This window comes from Bradyrhizobium sp. LeoB3, from assembly GCF_055456055.1.
Window position 1 is genome coordinate 51947 of record NZ_JBVBEF010000022.1, and the last position, 22071, is coordinate 74017.

Here is a 22071-nt window from a genome sequence, read left to right on the forward strand (position 1 = left end):
TACATGGTGTTCGTTCAATGACGCGCCCGCAGCGCCTCGTCAACCGACGGGCTCGCTTGCGCGATCTGGCGCGCGAGGTCGGCGACGCGCTCGATTGCGGCGATGTCGGGGGAGGTGAGCCAGTTTGCGTTGAAGGTGAGCGGCGCCATGTTGATGTCGGTATCGAGCAGTTGCAGCCGTCCGTCGGCGAGTTCGTTCTCGACGATGGCCGACGGGATCACGGCGATGCCGAGCCCTTCGATCGCCATGTGGATGACGGTTGCCAGCGAGGCGCTTGCGTGCAGCCGGATCGGCGGCAGGTCTGGCCGTTCGAACACCGCGCGCACGCTTTCGTAAGGCACTGTCTTGCGGGGAAAGGTGATGATCGGAAAGCGCGCCAGCTCATGCCGCGCCACCGGGCCATTGCCGAGGCCGAGCGCCGGGCTCGCCAGAAATCCGATCGGATAATCGCAAAGCACGCGGCTCTGCACGCCCGACGCCGATAGCGGCCCCACCACGAAGGCCAGCTCGATCTCTTGCGCGAGCAGCCGCGCGCTCAAATTCGGCGTGATGTCGACTTCGATCTCCAGCGACAGGTTCGGATAGACCTCGTTGACGCTCTTGACGAGGCGCGTCAGCCAGGTGTGCACGATGGTCTCGGCCACGCCGAGCCGGAGCACGCCGCGCATCGCGGAGCGGTCGCCGATCTCGGCCATCATCTCCGAGCGCAGCCCGATCAGCTTCTCCGCATAGACCATCATCCGCCGGCCGCTTGGCGTCGGCGAGGCCACCCGATGGTCGCGATTGAGCAGCTTCACGCCCAATTCGCGCTCGAGCTGCGCGATGCGTTGGGAGATCGCCGGCTGGGTCGTGTTGAGCCGCTGCGCCGCGCCGCGGAAGCTTCCGAGCTTGACCACCCAGAGGAACGTTTCGATCGACCTGAAATCAAGCATTGGAAGCTTTTTCCCATCCGATAAACAGAATTTATCGAATTCGATTAGAAAGGAAGATTAGACTTTATAGCACGCTTGGTGTTGGCTGCGCTTGTCGAGATATTAGGCAGGTCGGTCAAATGACTGTTTTTGCGGCAGCGCAGCAAGCCCGTGACAACGACCCCGTGCTTCCGAGCCGAGAGGCCCGGCTGGCGTACCGTAAGGGCATGGCTTCGAGCACCGCCGGCGTGGCGAACGGCTTTGTCCAGGGCAACCTTGCCATCCTGCCAGAAAAGCTCGCAGGGGCCTTCCACCGCTTCTGTCAGCTCAACCCGAAGCCATGCCCGATTATCGGCATGTCTGACGTCGGCGATCCCCGGATCCCCGCGCTCGGCCTTGATCTCGACATCCGCACCGACGTGCCGCGCTATCGTGTCTGGCGCGACGGCGAGGTCGTGGAGGAGCCGACCGACATCATGCAGCATTGGCGCGACGATCTCGTCACCTTCGTGCTCGGCTGCTCGTTCTCGTTCGAAGAAGCGCTGATGGACGAGGGCCTGCCGATCCGTCACATCGAGCGCAACGTGCGGGTGCCGATGTACCGCACCAATATCGCCTGCCGATCGTCGGGCCCGTTCGCGGGGCCGATGGTGGTGTCGATGCGTCCCTTCAAGCCGGCCGATGCGATCCGCGCGGTGCAGGTCACCTCGCGTTTTCCCTCGGTGCACGGCGCGCCGGTGCACCTCGGCCATCCGCATCTGATTGGCATCAGCGACATCGCCAAGCCCGACTATGGTGATCCGGTTCCGCTCGAAGCCGATGAGATCCCGGTATTCTGGGCGTGCGGCGTGACACCGCAGGCGGTGATCGCGAACGCCAAGCTACCATTCGCGATCACGCATGCGCCGGGATTGATGCTGATCACTGATCTGAGGAACAAGCAGTTGGCTGTGCTCTAAAGGGCAGCGCCTGCCGTTTCTTGAGGCTTTACCGCAACCGCCTTCCGTTTCATTCGATAGCTACACTTCAATTAAGGGGAATTTCCGCAAATGACGATCACTCGCCGCAATGTGTTGCTTGGAGCCACCGCTGCTGCCGCGCTCGCGCCGATCGCTGCGCGCGCGCAAACCAGCGAGGTGGTGATCGGCGTGATCTATCCGCTGTCCGGCGCAAGCGCCCAGATCGGCGTCGACGCGCAAAAGGCATTCGAGACCGCGGCCGACATCATCAACAAGAACTATGATTTCGAGCTGCCGCTCGCCAAGGGCGAGGGCCTGTCCGGTCTCGGCGGCGCCAAGGTCCGCCTCGTCTTCGCCGATCACCAGGCCGATCCGCAGAAGGGCCGGGCCGAAGCCGAGCGCCTGATCACGCAGGAGAAGGTCTGCGCCATCGTCGGTACCTATCAGAGCGCGGTTGCCGTCACCGTCAGCCAGATCTGCGAGCGTTACCAGATCCCCTTCATCTCGGCCGACAATTCCTCGCCGAGCCTGCATCGCCGCGGCCTGAAATTCTATTTCCGCGCGGCACCCCATGACGAGATGTTCTCGACCGCGATGTTCGACTTCTTCGATGCGATGAAGAAGAAGGGCACCAAGATCGACACGCTGTCGCTGTTCCACGAGGATACCATCTTCGGCACCGACTCCGGCAACGCCCAGACCAAGCTCGCACGTGAGCGCGGCTACAAGATCGTTGCCGATATCAAGTACCGCGCCAACTCGCCGTCGCTGTCGGCCGAAGTGCAGCAACTCAAGGCTGGTAATGCCGACGTGCTGATGCCCTCGAGCTACACCACCGACGGCATCCTGCTCGTGAAGACCATGGCCGAGCTCGGCTACAAGCCGCCCGCGATCGTGGCCCAGGACGCTGGCTTCTCCGAGAAGGCGCTGTATGACGCGGTCGGCGACAAGCTCGAAGGCGTGATCTCGCGCGGCAGCTTCTCGCTCGATCTCGCCGCCAAGCGGCCGATGGTCGGCAAGATCAACGCGATGTATAAGGAGCGCTCGGGCAAGGACTTCAACGACTATTCCTCGCGCCAGTTCATGGGCCTGATCGTGATGGCTGACGCCATCAATCGCGCCAAGTCCACCGATGGCGAGAAGATCCGCGAGGCGCTGGTCGCGACCGACATGCCGGGCGAGGCGACCATCATGCCCTGGAAGCGCGTGAAATTCGACGACATGGGCCAGAACAACGACGCCGATCCGGTGCTGCTGCAATACATCGGCGGCAAGTTCGTCACCATCTTCCCGCCGCAGGCGGCAGTGGCCGAAGCCGTCTGGCCGATGAAGTAGGCACCTCTCTACGTCCTCCCGGGCTTGGCCCGGGACCCATAACCACAGGTCTGCGTTCTCGCGATGATTGGTTGTTATGCATCCCTCGATGCAGTCGTGGTTATGGGTCCTGACTTTCGTCAGGACGACATCGAGTGATCTGTTGACAGGAGCGAAACGGCAGTGACAGCCGAGACCATTATCCAGAGTCTGGCGAGCGGCCTCCTGATGGGGCTGCTCTATGGACTGATCGCCGTCGGGCTGGCGCTGATCTTCGGCCTGATGGACGTCGTGAACTTCGCCCATGGCGAGTTCCTGATGATCGCGATGTACGCGACATTCTTCCTGTTCGCGTTCTTCGCCATCGACCCGCTGTTGTCGGCGCCGCTTGTGGCGGCGGCTCTGTTCGTGTTCGGGGCGATCGTCTATCTCTTGATCGTGCGCTTTGCCGTGCGCGCCAAGGCCAATGCCGGCATGGTGCAGATCTTCTCGACCTTCGGCCTTGCCATCGTGATGCGCGGACTGGCGCAGTTCTTCTTTACGCCGGATTATCGCAGCGTCACCAATTCCTGGCTCGGCGGGAAAACCATCTCGGTCGGCGGCATCTTCCTGCCGGAACCGCAGCTCGTCGGCGCGCTGCTGTCGATCGCGGCCTTCGCGGGACTCTACTTCTTCATCCACCGCACCGATTTCGGCCGCGCGCTGGAGGCAACGCGTGAGGATGCCGGTGCGGTGGCGCTGGTCGGCATCGACAAGAACCGGGTGTTTGCGCTCGGCTGGGGGCTCGGTGCGGCGCTGGTCGGACTCGCCGGCGCCATCATGGCGATCTTCTTCTATGTCTATCCCGATGTCGGCGCGTCCTTCGCGCTGATCGCCTACGTCACCGTGGCGCTCGGCGGCTTCGGCAGCGTGTTCGGCGCCTTCGCCGGCGGCATCATCGTCGGCCTGGTCGAGGCGACCACCGCGCTGATCCTGCCGCCCTCGCTGAAATCGGTCGGCATCTACGCGGTCTATCTGCTCGTCGTTTTCGTCCGCCCGCGCGGCCTGTTCGGGTCGATGTGATGGACAAGGATTTTACCAGGCGACGCCGGCGCGAATTGATCATCGCCTTTTGCCTCGCGGCCGTGGCCGCGCTGGTGCCGCTGTTCGTGAAGGACGTCTACGTCCAGAACGTCATGGTGCTGACGCTGATGTATGCGGCGCTCTCGCAGAGCTGGAACATCCTGTCTGGCTATTGCGGGCAGATCTCGCTCGGTCACGCGCTTTATTTCGGGCTCGGCGCCTACACGACTGCGCTGCTGTTTACCAAGTTCGGCGTGCTGCCCTGGTTCGGCATGCTTGCCGGTGGCGCGCTCTCTGCGCTGATCGCGATGGCGCTCGGCTATCCCTGCTTCCGCCTGCGCGGGCACTATTTCGTCATCGCCACCATCGTCATCGCCGAGATCGGATTGCTCTTGATCCAGAACTGGGAGTGGGCGGGGGCGGCGCTCGGCATCGATATCCCGGTGCGTGGCGATAGCTGGCTGAAATTCCAGTTCACGCGCAGCAAGCTGCCTTATTTCTATTTCGCGCTGGCGCTTGCCTGCGTCGCCTGGTTCGTCACCTGGTGGCTGGAGGACTCCAAATGGGGCTATTGGTGGCGCGCGGTGAAGGACAATCCGGACGCGGCCGAAAGCCTTGGCGTCGTCGTGTTCAATTCCAAGATGGGGGCGGCAGCGGTCTCCGCGTTCCTGGTCGCCGTCGGCGGCAGCTTCTATGCACAGTTCGTCTCCTACATCGATCCTGAAAGCGTGATGGGCTTCCAGTTCTCGCTGCTGATGGCGCTGCCCGCGGTGCTCGGCGGCATCGGCACGCTGTGGGGACCGGTGCTTGGCGCCGTGATCCTGATCCCGCTGACCGAACTGACCCGATCCTTCATCGGCGGTTCGGGACGCGGCGTCGACCTGATCGTCTACGGCACGCTGATCGTGCTGATCTCGCTCGCACTGCCGCGCGGGCTGGTGAGCTTGTTCGCACGGCCCAAGTTCTTTTGGCGCAAGGCGGCCGTGCGATGACGGCGCTCCTGGAAACCCGTGGCGTCTGGCAGCGGTTCGGCGGCCTGGTCGCCAACAGCGACGTCTCGATCTCGGTCGGCCGCGGCGAAATCGTCGGGCTGATCGGCCCGAACGGCGCCGGCAAGTCGACCCTGTTCAACCTGATCGCCGGCGTGCTGCCGCCCACTCAAGGCTCGATCTGGTTCGATGGCGAGGATGTCACGAGATTGCCGGCGGCGGAACGCTGCCAGCGCGGCATCGGCCGCACCTTTCAGGTGGTGAAAAGCTTCGAGACCATGACTGTGATCGACAACGTCATCGTCGGCGCGCTGATCCGCAACACCGTGATGCGCGTCGCCCGCCGCAAGGCGCATGAGGTGCTGGAATTCTGCGGGCTCGGCACGCGTGCCAACGTGCTGGCAAGCGATCTGGTGCCATCAGAGAAGCGGCGTCTCGAAGTGGCCCGCGCGCTCGCGACCGAACCAAAACTGCTGCTGCTCGATGAAGTCTTGACCGGCCTGACACCGGTGGAGGCCAAGACCGGCGTCGAACTCGTGCGCAAGGTGCGCGACACCGGCGTCACCGTGCTGATGGTCGAGCATGTCATGGAGATCGTGATGCCGCTGGTCGACCGCGCCATCGTGCTCGACCTTGGCAAGGTGCTGGTCGAGGGCAAGCCAACCGAGGTCGTGCGCGACCCGAAGGTCATCACCGCCTATCTTGGGGATCGTCATGCTGTCGGTGCATGAAGTCACCACCGCCTATCAGGGGCTGGTCGCGATCTCCGCGGTCTCGATCGAGGTCGCCAAGGGCGAGATCGTCTGCGTTGCCGGCGCCAACGGGGCCGGCAAGTCGACGCTTCTGAAATCGATCGCCGGCGCTGAGCGCCCACGCTCCGGCACCGTCACCTTCGACGGGGCCCGGATCGACGGCAAGCCGCAGCATGTCATTACCGCCGGCGGCATCGCCTTCGTGCCGGAAAACCGCCGGCTGTTTCCGCGCCTGTCGGTGCGCGACAATCTTCGCCTCGGCAGTTATCTCTACCGCAGTGAAGCCAATCGTGACGAGCCGCTCGATCTCGTGTTCAAATTGTTCCCGCGGCTTTCGGAGCGGCTGGAGCAGCGCGCCGAGACGCTGTCCGGCGGTGAGCAGCAGATGCTCGCGATCGGCCGCGCGCTGATGACCCGCCCGCGGCTCTTGATGCTCGACGAGCCGTCGCAGGGCATCATGCCAAAGCTCGTCGACGAGATCTTCCAGGCAGTGAAGCGCATCCGCGACGCCGGCATGACCGTGTTGATCGTCGAGCAGCGCATGGCCGAATGTCTTGAGATCGCCGACCGCGCCTACATCCTGCAGACCGGCCGCGTGCTGATGCAGGGCCCGGCGGCTGAGATCAGCACCAACCCCGACGTGCGCAAGGCCTATCTGGGGCTTTGATCCGCGTCCCCGTCATTGCGAGCGCAGCGAAGCAATCCACCTCTCCACGCGCGCGGAGAAAAATGGATTGCTTCGCTTCGCTCGCAATGACGAAACGGTAGGTTCTCCGTCATGCCCGGGCTTGTCCCGGGCATCCACGATCTTTCTTTCCGGATGCAAAGAACGTGGATGGCCGGGACAAGCCCGGCCATGACGAATTCGGAAGGGCTAGTGCCCATGCTCCGGCAGCTTCAGCCCGAACACCTTCGTCAAATCCGCCACCTGCTCCGGCGAGAGATAGCGCGGGTTCAGCCCGCGCAGCAGCAGATAGAGCTTCGCGGTCTCTTCCAGTTCCTCCGTCGCGAACACCGCGGCTTCCAGCGTGTCGCCTGAAACCACAGGCCCATGATTGGCGAGCAGCACCGACGAATATTTGCCCGCCAATCCCTTGATCGCGTCGGCCACCGCGGGATCGCCGGGTCGATAATAAGGCACCAGCGCGGTCTGGCCGCATTTCATCACATAATAGGCGGTGAGCGGCGGCAGCGCGGCGCGCGGGTCGATCTCGGGCAGCATCGAGAGAGCCACCGAATGGGTCGAATGCAGATGCACGACAGCACGCGCCGCGCCGCGGGTCTGGTAAAGCGCGGTGTGCAGCGGCACCTCCTTGGTCGGCGCGTCGCCCGAGAGCAGCCGCCCATCGGCATCGAGCCGCGACATCCTGGCGGGGTCGAGGAAACCGAGCGAGGCATTGGTCGGCGTCACCAGCCAGCCGCCATCGTCCAGTCTCACGCTGATATTGCCTGACGAGCCCGGCGTCAGCCCGCGCTCGAACAGCGAGCGGCCGAAGCGGCAGATTTCCTCACGGAGCTTTGTTTCGCTCATGGCAGCCATACCCGTTTGTCGCCTTGTCTCACGCTTTGGCACGGCGGCCAAGCCGTGATACGCAGGGGACAAGCCTGAAGAAAAATGTGAGGGACCGCCGCATGCCTGACCAGTCAAAAACCCGCGTCGCCGTGATCGGGCTCGGCTCGATGGGATCAGGCATGGCGACCTCGCTGTTGCGCGCAGGCTTTGAGGTGACCGGCTGCGACGTGTCGGCCGACAGCGTCGCACGGTTTGTCCAGGGCGGCGGCAAGGGCGCCAAGACGCCGAAGGAAGCCGCCGATGGCGCCGACATCGTGGTCAGCGTGGTCGTCAACGCCGCCCAGACCGAAACGATCCTGTTCGGCGAGAACCGCGTCGCCGAGACGTTGCCGAAGGGATCCGTGTTCGTCTCCTCCGCGACCATGGACCCTGATGTGGCGCGGCGATTGGCAGCCAAGCTCGAGGCGACGGGCCGGCATTATCTGGATGCCCCGATCTCGGGCGGTGCCCAGCGCGCAGCGCAGGGCGAACTCACCATCCTTGCTTCCGGCAGCGCGGCGGCGTTCGCAAAAGCCCGTCCCGCGCTCGATGCGATGGCGGCCAAGCTCTATGAACTCGGCGATGCGGCCGGGCAGGGCGCCGCGTTCAAGATGATCAACCAGCTACTCGCCGGCGTGCATATCGCCGCCGCCTCGGAGGCCATGGCGTTCGCGGCCAAGCAAGGCCTCGATATCCGCAAGGTCTATGAGGTGATCACGGCCTCCGCCGGCAATTCCTGGATGTTCGAGAACCGCATGCCGCATGTGCTCGACGGCGACTACACGCCGCGCAGCGCGGTGGAGATTTTCGTCAAGGATCTGGGCATTATCCAGGACATGGCTCGGTCAGCGAAATTCCCGGTGCCGGTTGCAGCCGCGGCGCTGCAGATGTTCCTGATGACGGCCGCCGCCGGCATGGGGCGTGATGACGACGCCTCGGTGGCGCGGATGTACGCTCGCGTCACCGGCACCAAGCTGCCCGGCGAACACAATTAATAAGGACACGCGATGCCCCGCTTTGCCGCCAATCTCACCATGATGTTCAACGAGGTCGCGTTCCTCGACCGTTTCGAGGCTGCGGCGAAAGCCGGCTTTACCGCGGTGGAGTTCCTGTTTCCCTATGACCATCCGGCGAAGGAGATCGGCGAGCGGCTGCGCAAGAACGGTCTGACGCAGGCGTTGTTCAACCTGCCGCCGGGCGATTGGGCGGCCGGAGAGAAAGGTTTCGCGGCGCTGCCGGCGCGGTTTGCCGACCTGCAGGCGAGCCTCGCCACCGCGCTCCCTTATGCGGAAGCGACCGGCGTCAAGCGCGTGCACCTGATGGCGGGCATTGCCGACCGAAGCGACAGCAAGGCGGTCGAGGCATTTTATAAGTCCGTTACATGGGCCGCCGAGTTCTTCGCGCCGCATGGCCTCGACGTCGTGATCGAGCCGATCAATCCACGCAACGTGCCCGGCTATTTCCTCAACGATTTCGGCTTTGCACGTGATCTGATCAACGAGTTGAAGATTCCGAACCTGAAGTTGCAGTTCGACATCTATCACTGCCAGATCATCCATGGCGATGTCACCATGCGGTTGCGTGAGATGATGCCGATCATCGGCCACACCCAGATCGCCAGCATCCCCTCGCGCAACGAGCCCGATGGCGAAGAGCTGAACTATCCGTTCCTGTTCGATGAGCTCGACCGGCTCGGCTATGCCGGCTTCGTCGGCTGCGAATATAATCCGCGTGGCAAGACCGTCGATGGCCTCGGCTGGTTCAAGCCCTATGCCGGAGCAAAAGCATGACTTTGGCGCTGGGCTGTATCGCCGACGACTACACCGGCGCCTCCGATCTCGCCAACACGCTGACCCGTGCCGGCCTGCGCACGGTGCAGACGATTGGCGTGCCATCGGACGATCTCGCTTTGCCCGAGGTCGATGCTGTGGTGGTCTCGCTGAAGAGCCGCTCGATCGAGGCGAGCCAGGCGGTCACCCGCTCGCGCGCGGCCGAGAAATGGCTGCGTAGCCGCGGCGCTTCGCATGTGCTGTTCAAGATCTGCTCGACCTTCGATTCAACCGACGCTGGCAATATCGGCCCGGTGATGGATGCGCTGCGTGAGGACTCCCGCGACAACATCGTACTAGTCACGCCGGCATTCCCGGAAACCGGCCGCACTGTATACCAGGGCAATCTATTCGTCGGGTCGGTGCCGTTGAATGAAAGCCCGCTCAAGGATCATCCGCTCAACCCGATGCATGACTCGAACCTGGTGCGCGTGCTGGCATGCCAGAGCAGGACCAAGGTCGGGCTGGTCGACCTTGCCACCGTTGCGCGTGGCCCGGACGCTGTTCGCGCGCGCCTTGCGGATCTCGTCGCCGGCGGATTTGGCGCCGCCATCATCGATGCCGTGTTCGACCGCGACCTCGGCACCATCGGCACCGTGGCGCTGGATCATCGCGTTTCGGTCGGCGCTTCCGGGATCGGGCTCGGGCTTGCTAGGGCGCTGGTTGACTCCGAAAAAGTCAGGCCAGAAGCCGCAAGCGTGACGGCCGAGGCGCTGGTCGGAGGGCCAGCCGCCTGTCTCGCCGGAAGCTGTTCGCAAGCGACACTGCAGCAGATCGCCAATGCCGAGCGCAGCATGGCCGTGCTGCATCTCGACCCCGAGCGGATCGTGACCGGCAAGGATGAAGTCCATCGCGCGCTCGCCTGGGCCCGCGACCGGATCAGCGAAGGGCCGGTGCTGATCGCCAGCAGCGCCACGCCCGACGAAGTCGCAGCTCTGCAGTCCCGTTATGGCCGTGATGCAGCCGGGCATGCCATCGAGCAGGCGATGGCAGACATCGCGGAAGGTCTCGTCGAACACGGCGTGCGTCGATTGGTGGTCGCCGGTGGTGAGACGTCAGGCGCCGTGGTCGATCGTTTGCGAATTCCAGGTTTTCTCGTCGGCGTGGAGATCGCCGCTGGTGTACCAGTTCTGCGTGCGGTCGGCGCGAACAAAGGCGAGATGCTGCTCGCCTTGAAATCAGGCAATTTCGGCGGACCGCAATTTTTCTCGGACGCGCTTGCGTTGATGCGCTGATCTCATCGCTTCGTTCATTTGTTAGTGACGGTTTTCATTTACCGTAACTCTACGGAGGGACAAATTAACGCGACCTCAGAAGTTGCGCGATTTGATTGCCAGTAAGGCATCCTTCTAAACCAAAGCACCTTGCATCACCCGACGTGCCCGACACGCGCAACACCAAGAGATTCTGAGATGTTCGCCAAATACTCGATCCGCGCCAAGATCATCACCGTGGTTGCGCTGCTGCTCCTCGCGATGACGGGCATGGGGCTCCTCGCCGTCCGCAACATGCAGGCGATCAATGCCAATACGGTCGACATCACGACGAGCTGGCTGCCGAGCGTCCGGGTGCTCGGTGAGCTTCGCGCTGGTGTCATTACCTACCGCAACGTGATCCGTGAGCATATGCTCTCGGAAACGCTCGAGGAGAAGCTGGCCGCGGAGAAGACTCTGGTCACCGTTGTCGAGGGCAACATGAAGGCCCGCAAGAGCTATGAAACGATGATCACCTCCCCGGAGGAGCGGGCGCTCTATGCTCAATGGTCGGACACCTGGGATCGATACAGGAAGGGCACCGAAGAGGTGATGGCTTTGTCGCGCAGGGATGTCGGCAAGATCCCGCATGACGCGCATGAGCTGAACAGCAAGACCGTGAACAAGATCGGGCTCGACGCCGACGCGATTCTCCTCAAGGACATCGAGCTCAACAAGGTGGGTGCCGACAAGGCTGCGGAGGACGCCGCCGCCAACTACTCTTCCGCCTTCGCGATACTCGCTGTCATTCTCTTGGCAGCGGTGCTTGTTGGCGCCGCCATCAGTTTCCTGTTGATCCGCGACGTCTCGGCCGGGATCGCCTCCATCGTCAAGCCGATGCAGGCGCTCGGAAATGGGGATCTGACCGCCGAAGTCCCGCACCAGGGCGAGAAGACCGAAATCGGCACGATGGCCGATGCGCTTCAGGTGTTCAAGGAAGCGTTGATCGCCAAGAAGGCCGCCGACGAGGCTGCAGCCGCCGACGCCGAAGCAAAGATCGAGCGCGGCCGCCGGGTCGACGCCATCACCCGCAATTTCGAGACCATGATCGGCGAGATCGTCCAGACCGTCTCTTCCGCCTCGACCCAGCTCGAAGCCGCGGCCGGCACGCTCTCCTCGACTGCCACACGCTCGCAGGAATTGACCACCACGGTCGCCTCCGCCTCGGAAGAGGCGTCCACCAACGTGCAGTCGGTGGCGTCCGCGACCGAGGAGCTGTCATCCTCCGTCACCGAGATCAGCCGCCAGGTCCAGGAATCAGCACGGATGGCGGGCGACGCCGTCGGCCAGGCCCGCAGCACCAACGACCGTGTCAGCGAGCTCTCGAAGGCGGCGGCACGGATCGGCGACGTCGTCGAGCTCATCAACACGATCGCGGGCCAGACCAACCTGCTGGCGCTGAACGCGACCATCGAGGCGGCACGCGCCGGCGAGGCCGGCCGCGGCTTTGCGGTGGTCGCCTCCGAAGTGAAGGCGCTGGCCGAGCAGACCGCGAAAGCCACTGGCGAGATCGGCCAGCAGATCACCGGCATCCAGGCCGCCACCCAGGACTCGGTGAACGCGATCAAGGAAATCAGCAACACCATCGAACGGCTGTCGGAGATCTCCTCGACCATCGCCGCGGCGGTGGAGGAGCAGGGCGCGGCTACGCAGGAAATCTCGCGCAACGTCCAGCAGGCCGCCCAGGGCACCCACCAGGTCTCGGCCAACATCACCGACGTGCAGCGCGGCGCGACCGAGACCGGGTCGGCCTCATCGCAGGTGCTCTCGGCGGCAAAGGCATTGTCCGGCGACAGCAGCCGCCTCAAGGTCGAGGTCAGCAAGTTCCTGGAATCGGTGCGCGCGGCTTAATTACTTAATTAGTAGCGATAATTCCCGGCCGCGGTCCACTCCGCGGCCGGTCCGGCCCGGCAGCTATGTCGAGGATGTGAACGCGGATTGCGTCGCGCAAAGTTGGCTTTTGGCCCGTTTTTCGCTAGATCGACGCAAGTGAATTGGCCTGTAGGGGCGCCAATCCCCCGTACATTTTACGGGTTCCGGGGAATAACTCGTCAATGGTTGCACTGGTCCGTATCGCGCTGAGCCGGCCGTATACGTTTGTCGTGCTCGCGCTGCTGCTCCTCATTGTCGGACCGCTCGCCGCGCTGCGCACGCCCACCGATATCTTTCCCGACATCCGCATCCCCGTGATCGGGGTGGTCTGGCAGTACACCGGACTGCCGCCGGACCAGATGTCCGGGCGCATCACCACGCCATTTCAGCGCGCGCTGACGACCACCGTCAACGATATCGAGCATATCGTCGCCAATTCCTACAACGGCTTCGGCATCATCAAGATTTTCTTCCAGCCGAATGTCGACATCCGCACCGCCAACGCCCAGGTCACGGCGATCTCGCAGACGCTTTTGAAGCAGATGCCGCCGGGCGCGACACCGCCTTTGATCCTGAACTACAGCGCCTCCACGGTACCGATCATTCAGGTGGCGCTGTCCGGTGAGGGGCTGACCGAGCAGAATCTCGCCGACATCGGCATCAACCAGCTCCGCACGCCGCTCGTCACCGTGCCGGGCGCCGCCATACCGTACCCATTCGGCGGCAAGCAGCGTCAGGTGCAGATCGACCTCAACTCCACGGCGCTGCAGGCGCGCGGACTGTCCGGGCAGGACGTGGCCAATGCGCTCGCTGCACAAAATCTGATCACGCCGGTAGGCACGCAGAAGATCGGTCAGTTTGAATACAACATCCAGCTCAACAACTCGCCGCTGAAGATGGAGGATCTCGGCAATCTGCCGATCAGGACCGTCAACGGCGCCATGGTCTATGTTCGGGATGTCGCCACCGTCCGCGACGGCAACCCGCCGCAGACCAACATCGTCCATGTCGACGGCAACCGCTCGGTGCTGATGATGGTGCTGAAGGCCGGCGCGATCTCGACGCTCGATATCATCGCCGGCATCAAGCAGAAGGTGATCGACGTCAAGGACCAGCTTCCGGACGCGCTGAAGATCGGCTTCATCGGCGATCAGTCGGTGTTCGTCCGCGGCGCCATCACCGGCGTCGCCTTCGAAGGCGTCATTGCTGCATTACTCACCAGCGTGATGATCTTGCTGTTCCTCGGGAGCTGGCGGTCGACGATCATCATCGCGGTCTCGATCCCGCTGTCGGTTCTCGGCGCCATCATCATGCTGTCGGCGATCGGCGAGACGCTGAACATCATGACGCTCGGCGGATTGGCGCTCGCGGTCGGCATCCTCGTCGATGACGCCACCGTGACGATCGAGAACATCAATTACCATCTGGAGCAGGGCAAGCCGGTCGAACAGTCGATTCTCGACGGCGCCAACCAGATCGTCACGCCGGCATTCGTCTCGCTGCTCTGCATCTGCATCGTGTTCGTGCCGATGTTCTTCCTGACCGGCGTTGCGCGCTTCCTGTTCGTGCCAATGGCGGAAGCGGTGATGTTCGCGATGATCTGGTCGTTCATCCTGTCGCGCACGCTGGTGCCGACGATGGCGAAATATCTGCTGCAGCCCCATGTGCATCACGAGGGCGGGCTGCCGCCGACGCGCAATCCGTTCAAGCTGTTCCAGCGCGGCTTCGAGGCGCGGTTCGAGCGCATCCGCCGCGCCTATCGCGACATGCTGGCGATGGCGCTCGGACACCGTGCCATCTTCGTCAGCTGTTTCCTCGGCTTCGTCGCGGTGTCCATGCTGCTGGTGCCTTTCCTCGGCCGCAACTTCTTTCCGTCGGTCGACGCCGGCAACATCCTGATGCACGTCCGCACCCAGGTCGGCACCCGCGTCGAGGAGACTGCCAACCAGCTCGCCGAGGTGCAGAAGGCGATCCGCAAGATCATCCCGCCCGAGGAGATCGACACGCTGGCCGACAATATCGGCATGCCGATCTCCGGCATCAACATGACCTACAACAACACCGGCGTGATCGGCCCGCAGGATGGCGACATCCAGGTCAAGCTGAAGGAAGGCCACAGGCCGACCGAGCAATATGTCCAGGTGCTGCGCGAGCAACTGCCGCGGATGTTCCCCGGCATCAGCTTCTCGTTCCTGCCTGCCGATATCGTCAGCCAGATCCTGAACTTCGGTGCGCCGGCGCCGATCGACCTGCAGATCCGCGGCGCCAATCTCGATGCCAATTTCGCTTATGCCAACAAGCTGCTGAGCCGGATCCGTCGCATTCCCGGCATTGCCGACGCGCGCATCCAGCAATCGCCAAACAACCCGACCTTCAATATCGATGTCGACCGCACCCGCGCGCAATATGTCGGGCTGACCGAGCGCGACGTCACCAACAGCCTCGTCGTCAATCTCGCCGGCAGCTCGCAGGTTGCGCCGACCTACTATCTCAATCCGGATAACGGCGTGTCCTATTCGATCGTGATGCAGACGCCGCAATACCAGATCGACTCGCTGAGCGCCTTGCAGACGCTGCCGATCACCGCGACCGGCAATCCGCAGTCGCCGATCCTCGGCGGCATTGCCGACATCACGCGCTCGACCTCGAGCGCGGTGGTTTCCCAATACGACATCCAGTCCATGGTGCAGATCTACGCCACGACGCAGGGCCGCGACCTTGGCGCCGTTGCCACCGACGTGCGGGCGCTGATCGCCGAGACCGCAAAGGACGTGCCGAAGGGAAGCTCGGTGGTGCTGCTCGGCCAGGTGCAGACCATGAACAGTGCGTTCTCCGGCCTGTTGTTCGGCCTGCTCGGCGCCGTCGTGCTGATCTATCTCCTGATCGTCGTGAACTTCCAGTCCTGGTCCGATCCGTTCGTGATCATCACCGCGCTGCCGGCAGCGCTCGCCGGCATCGTCTGGATGCTGTTCACCACCGAGACCACGCTGTCGGTGCCGGCGCTGACCGGCGCGATCATGTGCATGGGTGTTGCCACCGCCAACAGCGTGCTGGTCATCAGCTTCGCCCGCGAGCGCTACGAGCAGCTCGGCGATCCCATTGCCGCCGCGCTCGAGGCCGGTTTCGTCCGTTTCCGCCCGGTGCTGATGACGGCGCTGGCCATGATCATCGGCATGGCGCCGATGGCGCTCGGCTTGGGCGAGGGTGGCGAGCAGAACGCCCCGCTGGGCCGCGCCGTGATCGGCGGCCTGATCTTTGCAACGTTCGCCACACTCATGTTTGTTCCCGTCGTCTTTAGTATGGTACACAAGAAGCAAGGCGCCAGCGCCGCCGCCGCACCGGAGATGTCGCATGCCCACTGACCAACGCCCGCCGGTCTCGCGCTGGAAACTGGGCATTTTCGGGCTTGCGGCCGGTGTCGGCCTGGTCCTCGTCGTCATCACCGGCATCCGTGCCCGCGAGGAGCAGGGCACCAAGCTGAAGGAATGGACCGATAATCAGGCCATTCCGAGCGTCGCGGTGGCGCCGCCGAGCGCCAAGGTGCTCAACCCCACCATCGACCTGCCGGGGCGCCTGGAAGCCTATTACCGTGCCCCGATCTTCGCGCGCGTATCCGGTTACTTGAAGAGCTGGAGCGTCGACATCGGCGCCCGCGTCAAGGCCGGGCAGGTGATCGCCGAAATCGAGGCGCCCGACCTCGACCAGCAATTGCTGCAGGCAAGAGCTGACCTCGCGAGCCAGCAGGCCAGCGCCAAACTGTCGGAAGCAACGCTGACCCGGCGCCGGTCGCTGCTCGCCTCGAACTTCGTCTCGATGCAGGAGATCGACGAGCGCACCGCCGATCTCTCCAACAAGAAGGCCGCCGTCAATTCCGGTCAGGCCAATGTCGAACGGCTGGAAGCGCTCGCCGGCTACAAGAAGATCACTGCGCCCTTCGACGGCGTCGTCACCGAGCGCAACACCGACGTCGGCGCGCTGATCAATGCCGGCGGCGGCGCGGGCCCGGCGATGTTCATCGTCTCCGACATCTCCAAGCTGCGCGTCTATGTGAATGTGCCGCAGAACTTCGTGCCGTCGATCAAGATGGGCGCCAAGGCTGTCATCACGCTGCCGGAATATCCGAACCGCACCTTTACGGCGACCGTGGAAACGTCCTCGCAGGCGGTCGATGTCAGCTCGGGAACGACGCGCATGCAACTCGCGCTGGACAACTCCAGCGGCGAGTTGATGCCCGGCGGTTATGCCAATGTGAAGCTGACGTTGCAGCGCGACACCATTCCGCTGCACATCCCCGCCAGCGCGCTGATCTTCGACAGCAACGGCCTGCGCGTTGCGACCGTCGGCGCCGATGACAAGATCCTGTTCAAGAAGGTGACGATCGCCCGCGACCTCGGCAAGGAGATCGAGATCGCCTCCGGCCTCACCGCCGACGACCGCATCATCATCGCCCCGCCCGACGGCATCAACGACGGCGACCAGGTCCGTGTGGTCGGCGGCGGCGCGAAGAAGCCGACCACGGCCTCCGAGAAGCAGGACGTGAAGGGGTAGGGGCGGCGCTCCCTTACGAGATCGCGCCGAAGCCGATTGCTGTGCCCTCTCCCCTTGTGGGAGAGGGCTGCGCCGTTGCCAGCAACGGACTCGCTTGGGTGAGGGGTTCTCTCCACAAGCACAATCGCTCGCGGAGACAACCCCTCATCCGTCGCGCATTGCATGCGCGCCACCTTCTCCCACAAGGGGAGAAGGGAAGAGGATTGTAGGGTGGGCAAAGCAGCGTGCCCACCTTTCCTTGCACCGAACGTGGACGGTGGGCACGCTGCGCTTTGCCCACCCTACGAATTTTCCTACGATTTCCGCGATCTACACCACCCGCCACTCCGGCACGCCGTCATCGGCCATCACGATGTCACCTGTGGTGCCGACTGGCGTGCGCTCCATGCCGAGCAGATGCGCTAACGTCGTCGCATCGCTCGCCGGCACGCGGCCGAGCGTGCGGCGGTCATCCTCCGTGCGCAACATGACGACGCCGTGCTCGACCTCGCCATTGCCGCGATAGATCACGGTGAAGCTTTCGACCTTGCCCTTGCCGCTGGCCTCGGCGATGAACTCCGGCACCGTGCGGCGGTTGCGATCCGCTTCCGCCTGCACGCTGGTATCCTGCTTGAGCGTCGCCTTCGGTGCCTCGCGCGACAGCACCAGGCCATGATGCTTGGTGACAAAGCCGCCCTGGCCGTAGAGCAGGCCGAGCTTGGCACCATCGCGGAGCTTGCGCACCATCGCGCAGGCGGCGTGCGTCATGTAGGTGTTGAGCGGCGCGCCGAAGAAGGTGAGCCCGCCGGTGACGGTCGGCTGCACGTCAGGGCCGAGGCCGAGCGTGCGTCGCGCCATCTTGGGCACGCAGGGGAAGCAGCTATAGAGCTCGATCGCGTCGAACTTGCTGCCGTCGCCCTCGACCAGGTCCATCACCGCTTTCAGCACCGCATTCTGCGCGTGGCTTTCGAAGAATTGGTCGCGCACGAGATAGTCGCGCGGTTCTTCCGCCGACGCACCGCCGAGCGGATAGACCAGCCGGTCTTCCGCAACGCCGGCCGCGTGCGCCTTGGCGAGGCTGGTGAGCAGCAGCGCGCCGCCCATGTTCACGGTCGGATTGGCCACCATCAGCTTGGTGTAGGGCCACGCGATCAGCCGGTTCTCCGGCGTCGGCGTGGTGATCTCCTCCGGCGTGAAGCGCTTCTTCAGCCACGAATTCGGGTTCGAAGCCGCGACGCCTGCATAGGTCGACCACAGCTCGCCGGACTCGGCGAGCGCCTCGCGCGGCGTCTGGCCCCAATGCGCTGAGGTCGCGGACTCATAGAGCGGATAGACCGTGATCGGCCTGAACACGCCGAGCTTCACCGCCAGCGGCTTCTGGAATGCCGCGCCGCGCTTCGGCTCCTCGACATCATGGGCAAACGGCGTCCAGGGCAGGGCGATGCCGCCGCGATCCGCCTTGGTCGCGGTCGACTGCGCTTCTGCGCCGCAGACCGCCGCCACGCTGCATTCGCCGCGCGCGATCCGCTGCGCCGCTTCATGCAGATAGCGGATCGGGCTCTCGCCCCCGACCGGGCCGTAATAGAGATGCGCCGGCTTGATGCCGAGCCGTTCGGCAAGCTGTTTTTCCGGATCGCGATAGCGCCAGCTCAGGAAATTGACGACGTCGAGCGACTGGACGTCGTGGAGCAGCTTTGCCCCGCTGTCGGCTTCCGCGCGCTTGAGCGCTTCTTCGAGAAGCGCGAGAGGCTCGAGGCCTGCAGCGATGTCCTTGGGACGATCGACGATCTCGCCGACGCCGACGATGACTGGGATGCGGTCGTCGGGGATGCTATTGGGCATTTCTTCTTGTCTTCTTGGTTCACTTTCGGACATTGGGCTCGCCGGCCATTTTACCCGTCATTGCGAGCGACGCGAAGCAATCCATCTCTGAGCTTGCGGAGGCGTGGATTGCTTCGTCGCTTGCGCTCCTCGCAATGACGCCGCTATTCCGCCACCAGCGCATTCATGTGTTCGACCGCCTCGATGAAATCTTCCTTGAATTCCTGTACCACAGCGCCTGCCGATTTCACGCTGTCGATCAGGCCGACGCCCTGGCCAACGAAATAGCTGACGAGGTCGCGCGCCTTCTCGTTGCCGGCCGCCGCGGAGCGGTCGATCGAGTTGAAGGCGTCGCGGCTGATGATGCTCTGCAGCGGCATCGGCAGCGCGCCGGGGCTGTCGGGTGAGCGGTCCCAGGCGTCGGTCCAGACCGAGCGCAGCTGCCGTGCCGGCTTGCCGGTGCGGCCCTTCGAGCGCACCGCGTCGCGCGAGGACGCTGCGATCATCTTCTCACGGAAGATTTCCGTGGTCTCGGATTCCACAGTGGCGAGCCACACCGAGCCAGTCCAGACGCCGGCGGCGCCCATCGCCATCGCGGCCGCCATCTGGCGTCCGGTCATGATACCGCCCGCGGCCAATACGGGCACATCGCGGATCGGCTTGATCGCCTTGATGACTTCCGGCACCAGCACCATGGTCGAGACTTCGCCGCAATGACCACCCGCCTCGGTGCCCTGCACGACGAGGATGTCGACACCGGCCGCGACCTGGCGCAGCGCGTGCTCCTTGGCGCCGACGAGGGCCGCGACCGGCACGTCGTGCTTGCGGCCCATGTCGATCATCTCCTTCGGCGGCACGCCCAGCGCATTCGCGATCAGCTTGATCGGATGCTTGAAGGAGACGTCCAGCACTTCGAGCGCGCGCTGTGCGTCGAACGGCTGCGGCTGGTTGTCGGCGACATCGGTCGTCGTCAGCTCGATGCCGTATTTCTTCAGGAGATTGCGGGTGAAGTCGCGGTGCGCGGGCGAGACCCGCTGCTCCAGGCTTTTCCAGGTGACGTTCTTCTCGCCGGCGGTCGAGATGTTCTCGGGGATCAGCACGTCGAGCCCATAGGGTTTGCCGCCGACGTGGTCGTCGATCCATTTCAGTTCCTGCTCGATGCTTTCAGGCGAATGCACGGTCGCGCCCAATACGCCAAATCCGCCGGCGCGGCTGACGGCGGCCACCACGTCGCGGCAATGGCTGAAAGCGAGCAGGGGAAATTCGATGCCCAGCATGTCGCAGATCGGCGATTTCATGGCTGCGTTCTCTCTCCCGGTGGCAGCTTCACGCTGTTTTTCTATTTTGATAACGATCAGGCTAGCGCATGGCGGAGAGGAAAGCCAACCGGCTTTCGCCGACTTGCGTGCAGCTGCTACGCATTCCGTAAGGCAAAATATGCAGCTCCCTTCTACTCGCGCTTTGTCTCTTGCGCTTTGGCGCGTCGCGGAGAATGCTGGCCGGCAACGAAAAGAATCTTCAAGGGAGCCCGCGTCCATGTCCGCCTCGCCATCCGCTTCCGGCAGCCCTGCCGCGCATTACGACGTCGTCGTGGTTGGTGCCGGCTTCTCCGGCATGTACATGCTGCATCGGCTACGCGGTCTCGGCTTTACCGCGCGAGTGTACGAGCAGGGCAGCGGCGTCGGCGGCACCTGGTACTGGAACCGCTATCCCGGCGCGCGCTGCGACGTCGAGAGCATGCAGTATTCCTATTCATTCAGCGAGGAACTGCAGCAGGAATGGGACTGGAGCGAGCGCTACGCGCCACAGCCGGAGATTCTGCGCTATGCCAACCATGTCGCCGATCGCTTCGATCTGCGTTCAGACATCCAGTTCGACACCCGCGTCGATGCGGCCGTGTTCGACGAGACGAAAAAGCTCTGGTCGGTGACCACCGCCGACGGCAAGACCGTCACCGCCAAATTCGTGGTGCTTGCCACCGGCTGCCTGTCGAATGCGCGCAAGCCCGACATCAGGGGCCTCGATCGATTCAAGGGCCAAATCTATCACACCGGCCATTGGCCGCATGAGCAGGTGGATTTCACCGGCCTGCGCGTCGGCGTGATCGGCACCGGTTCATCCGGGATTCAGTCGATACCTGTCATCGCCGAGCAGGCGAGCCATCTCACCGTGTTCCAGCGCACCGCGAATTTCTCGATTCCCGCGCGCAATGCCAAGCTGCTAGATGAGGAACGTGCATGGTTTCGTGCGAACTATCCGGAAATCCGGCGCGTTGAGCGGGAAGTGGCGCGCAACGGCATCTATACCGACTTGCCCGATCGCGGCGCGCTCGATGATGGCGACATCGAGCGCCGTGCCAAATACGAGGCGCGCTGGCAGCGGGGCGGACTCACGTTCATGTCGGCCTACAACAATCTGGCGCTGAACCAGGCCGCCAACGATACCGCCGCAAACTTCGTGCGCGAGAAGATCGCAGAGATCGTCAAGGACCCCGAGACCGCGAAGCTGCTGCAGCCGAACAGCCATCCGATCGGCTCCAAGCGCATCTGCGTCGATACCGACTATTTCGCGACCTTCAACCGGCCCAACGTGACGCTGGTCGACATCAAGAGCAGTCCGATCGAGGAGATCACGGAAAATGCCGTGCGCACCACAGCATGCGAATATGAACTCGATGCGCTGGTGCTGGCGACCGGCTTCGACGCTATGACTGGGTCGGTGGCAAAGATCGACATTCGCGGCCGCGACGGGCTGACGCTGAACCGGAAATGGGCCGAGGGACCACGCACCTATCTCGGCCTGATGAGTGCCGGTTTTCCGAACCTCTTCATCATCACCGGGCCCGGCAGTCCGTCCGTGCTGTCGAACATGATCGTTTCGATTGAGCAGCATGTCGACTGGATCAGCGATTGCCTCGACTACATGCGAGAGCGTGAACTCGACACGATGGAGGCGACAAGGGAGGCCGAGGACGAATGGGTGGCGCATGTCAACGAGGTTGCCTACACCACGCTCTATCCGCAGGCCAATTCCTGGTACATGGGCGCCAACATTCCCGGCAAGCCGCGGATCTTCATGCCCTATATCGGCGGCGTCGGGCCTTATCGGCAGATCTGCAACGAGGTCGGGGCGAAGGGCTATGACGGCTTTGCGATGACGGGCGCGGCGCGCCAGCAGCGGGCGGCCGCGTTCTGAGCTTTATCAACCGTCATGCCCGAGCCTGTCTCGAG

General features: G+C 63.7%; 17 protein-coding genes. 13 read left to right on the forward strand and 4 right to left on the reverse strand.

Annotated elements, in window-relative coordinates:
• Window positions 1-14: 14 nt before the first annotated feature.
• The gene (locus ACZXDY_RS17195) at window positions 15-932 is read right to left on the reverse strand and encodes a LysR family transcriptional regulator (RefSeq protein ID WP_464346315.1); all 918 of its coding nucleotides are present in this window, start codon (window positions 930-932) and stop codon (window positions 15-17) included.
• 119 nt (window positions 933-1051) lie between these two features.
• Here ACZXDY_RS17195 and ACZXDY_RS17200 point away from each other — a divergent pair, with 119 nt between their 5' ends.
• The 6 genes from ACZXDY_RS17200 to ACZXDY_RS17225 all read left to right on the forward strand — a co-directional run bounded on the left by ACZXDY_RS17200 (window position 1052) and on the right by ACZXDY_RS17225 (window position 6654).
• Window positions 1052-1870 (forward strand): putative hydro-lyase, encoded by an 819-nt coding sequence (locus tag ACZXDY_RS17200; protein ID WP_464346316.1) that lies wholly within the window; start codon window positions 1052-1054, stop codon window positions 1868-1870.
• Between the two features lie 90 nt (window positions 1871-1960).
• Window positions 1961-3205 carry an ABC transporter substrate-binding protein gene (locus ACZXDY_RS17205; RefSeq protein WP_028164963.1) on the forward strand — a complete coding sequence of 415 codons (1245 nt, stop codon included), beginning with the start codon at window positions 1961-1963 and terminating at the stop codon, window positions 3203-3205.
• A gap of 162 nt (window positions 3206-3367) precedes the next feature.
• Window positions 3368-4246 (forward strand): branched-chain amino acid ABC transporter permease, encoded by an 879-nt coding sequence (locus tag ACZXDY_RS17210; protein WP_028164962.1) that lies wholly within the window; start codon window positions 3368-3370, stop codon window positions 4244-4246.
• Window positions 4246-5238, forward strand: a complete 993-nt coding sequence (locus tag ACZXDY_RS17215; protein WP_464346317.1) for a branched-chain amino acid ABC transporter permease — start codon at window positions 4246-4248, stop codon at window positions 5236-5238. Before ACZXDY_RS17210 ends, ACZXDY_RS17215 begins: the two co-directional genes overlap by 1 nt.
• Window positions 5235-5966 carry an ABC transporter ATP-binding protein gene (locus tag ACZXDY_RS17220; RefSeq protein ID WP_028164960.1) on the forward strand — a complete coding sequence of 244 codons (732 nt, stop codon included), beginning with the start codon at window positions 5235-5237 and terminating at the stop codon, window positions 5964-5966. Before ACZXDY_RS17215 ends, ACZXDY_RS17220 begins: the two co-directional genes overlap by 4 nt.
• Window positions 5950-6654: an ABC transporter ATP-binding protein gene (locus ACZXDY_RS17225; protein ID WP_130226579.1), complete on the forward strand. Its 705-nt coding sequence runs from the start codon at window positions 5950-5952 to the stop codon at window positions 6652-6654. The genes ACZXDY_RS17220 and ACZXDY_RS17225 overlap by 17 nt, the downstream gene beginning before the upstream one ends.
• A gap of 207 nt (window positions 6655-6861) precedes the next feature.
• Here ACZXDY_RS17225 and otnC read toward each other — a convergent pair whose 3' ends face one another.
• Window positions 6862-7518, reverse strand: coding sequence for a 3-oxo-tetronate 4-phosphate decarboxylase (gene otnC / locus ACZXDY_RS17230; protein ID WP_464346318.1), 657 nt, complete (start codon window positions 7516-7518; stop codon window positions 6862-6864).
• Window positions 7519-7592: 74 nt separating this feature from the next.
• Between otnC and ltnD the strand changes: the two genes are divergently transcribed.
• From ltnD to ACZXDY_RS17260, 6 genes are all read left to right on the forward strand, one after another.
• Window positions 7593-8534: an L-threonate dehydrogenase gene (gene ltnD / locus ACZXDY_RS17235; protein WP_464346337.1), complete on the forward strand. Its 942-nt coding sequence runs from the start codon at window positions 7593-7595 to the stop codon at window positions 8532-8534.
• A gap of 12 nt (window positions 8535-8546) precedes the next feature.
• The gene (gene otnI, locus ACZXDY_RS17240; protein WP_028164956.1) at window positions 8547-9329 is read left to right on the forward strand and encodes a 2-oxo-tetronate isomerase; all 783 of its coding nucleotides are present in this window, start codon (window positions 8547-8549) and stop codon (window positions 9327-9329) included.
• Window positions 9326-10603: a 3-oxo-tetronate kinase gene (gene otnK, locus ACZXDY_RS17245; protein WP_028164955.1), complete on the forward strand. Its 1278-nt coding sequence runs from the start codon at window positions 9326-9328 to the stop codon at window positions 10601-10603. Before otnI ends, otnK begins: the two co-directional genes overlap by 4 nt.
• Window positions 10604-10780: 177 nt before the next feature.
• The gene (locus ACZXDY_RS17250; RefSeq protein ID WP_464346319.1) at window positions 10781-12472 is read left to right on the forward strand and encodes a methyl-accepting chemotaxis protein; all 1692 of its coding nucleotides are present in this window, start codon (window positions 10781-10783) and stop codon (window positions 12470-12472) included.
• Between the two features lie 203 nt (window positions 12473-12675).
• Window positions 12676-15855: an efflux RND transporter permease subunit gene (locus ACZXDY_RS17255; RefSeq protein ID WP_028164953.1), complete on the forward strand. Its 3180-nt coding sequence runs from the start codon at window positions 12676-12678 to the stop codon at window positions 15853-15855.
• The gene (locus ACZXDY_RS17260; protein ID WP_208819917.1) at window positions 15845-17041 is read left to right on the forward strand and encodes an efflux RND transporter periplasmic adaptor subunit; all 1197 of its coding nucleotides are present in this window, start codon (window positions 15845-15847) and stop codon (window positions 17039-17041) included. The genes ACZXDY_RS17255 and ACZXDY_RS17260 overlap by 11 nt, the downstream gene beginning before the upstream one ends.
• A gap of 309 nt (window positions 17042-17350) precedes the next feature.
• On the opposite strand, the gene ACZXDY_RS17265 is transcribed toward ACZXDY_RS17260, so the two are convergent.
• Complete coding sequence (locus ACZXDY_RS17265) at window positions 17351-18862, reverse strand: acetyl-CoA acetyltransferase (RefSeq protein ID WP_464346320.1); 1512 nt, start codon at window positions 18860-18862, stop codon at window positions 17351-17353.
• 143 nt (window positions 18863-19005) lie between these two features.
• Window positions 19006-20139 (reverse strand): nitronate monooxygenase, encoded by a 1134-nt coding sequence (locus ACZXDY_RS17270; RefSeq protein WP_464346321.1) that lies wholly within the window; start codon window positions 20137-20139, stop codon window positions 19006-19008.
• A gap of 238 nt (window positions 20140-20377) precedes the next feature.
• Between ACZXDY_RS17270 and ACZXDY_RS17275 the strand changes: the two genes are divergently transcribed.
• Window positions 20378-22036 (forward strand): flavin-containing monooxygenase, encoded by a 1659-nt coding sequence (locus ACZXDY_RS17275; RefSeq protein WP_464346322.1) that lies wholly within the window; start codon window positions 20378-20380, stop codon window positions 22034-22036.
• Window positions 22037-22071 lie beyond the last annotated feature (35 nt).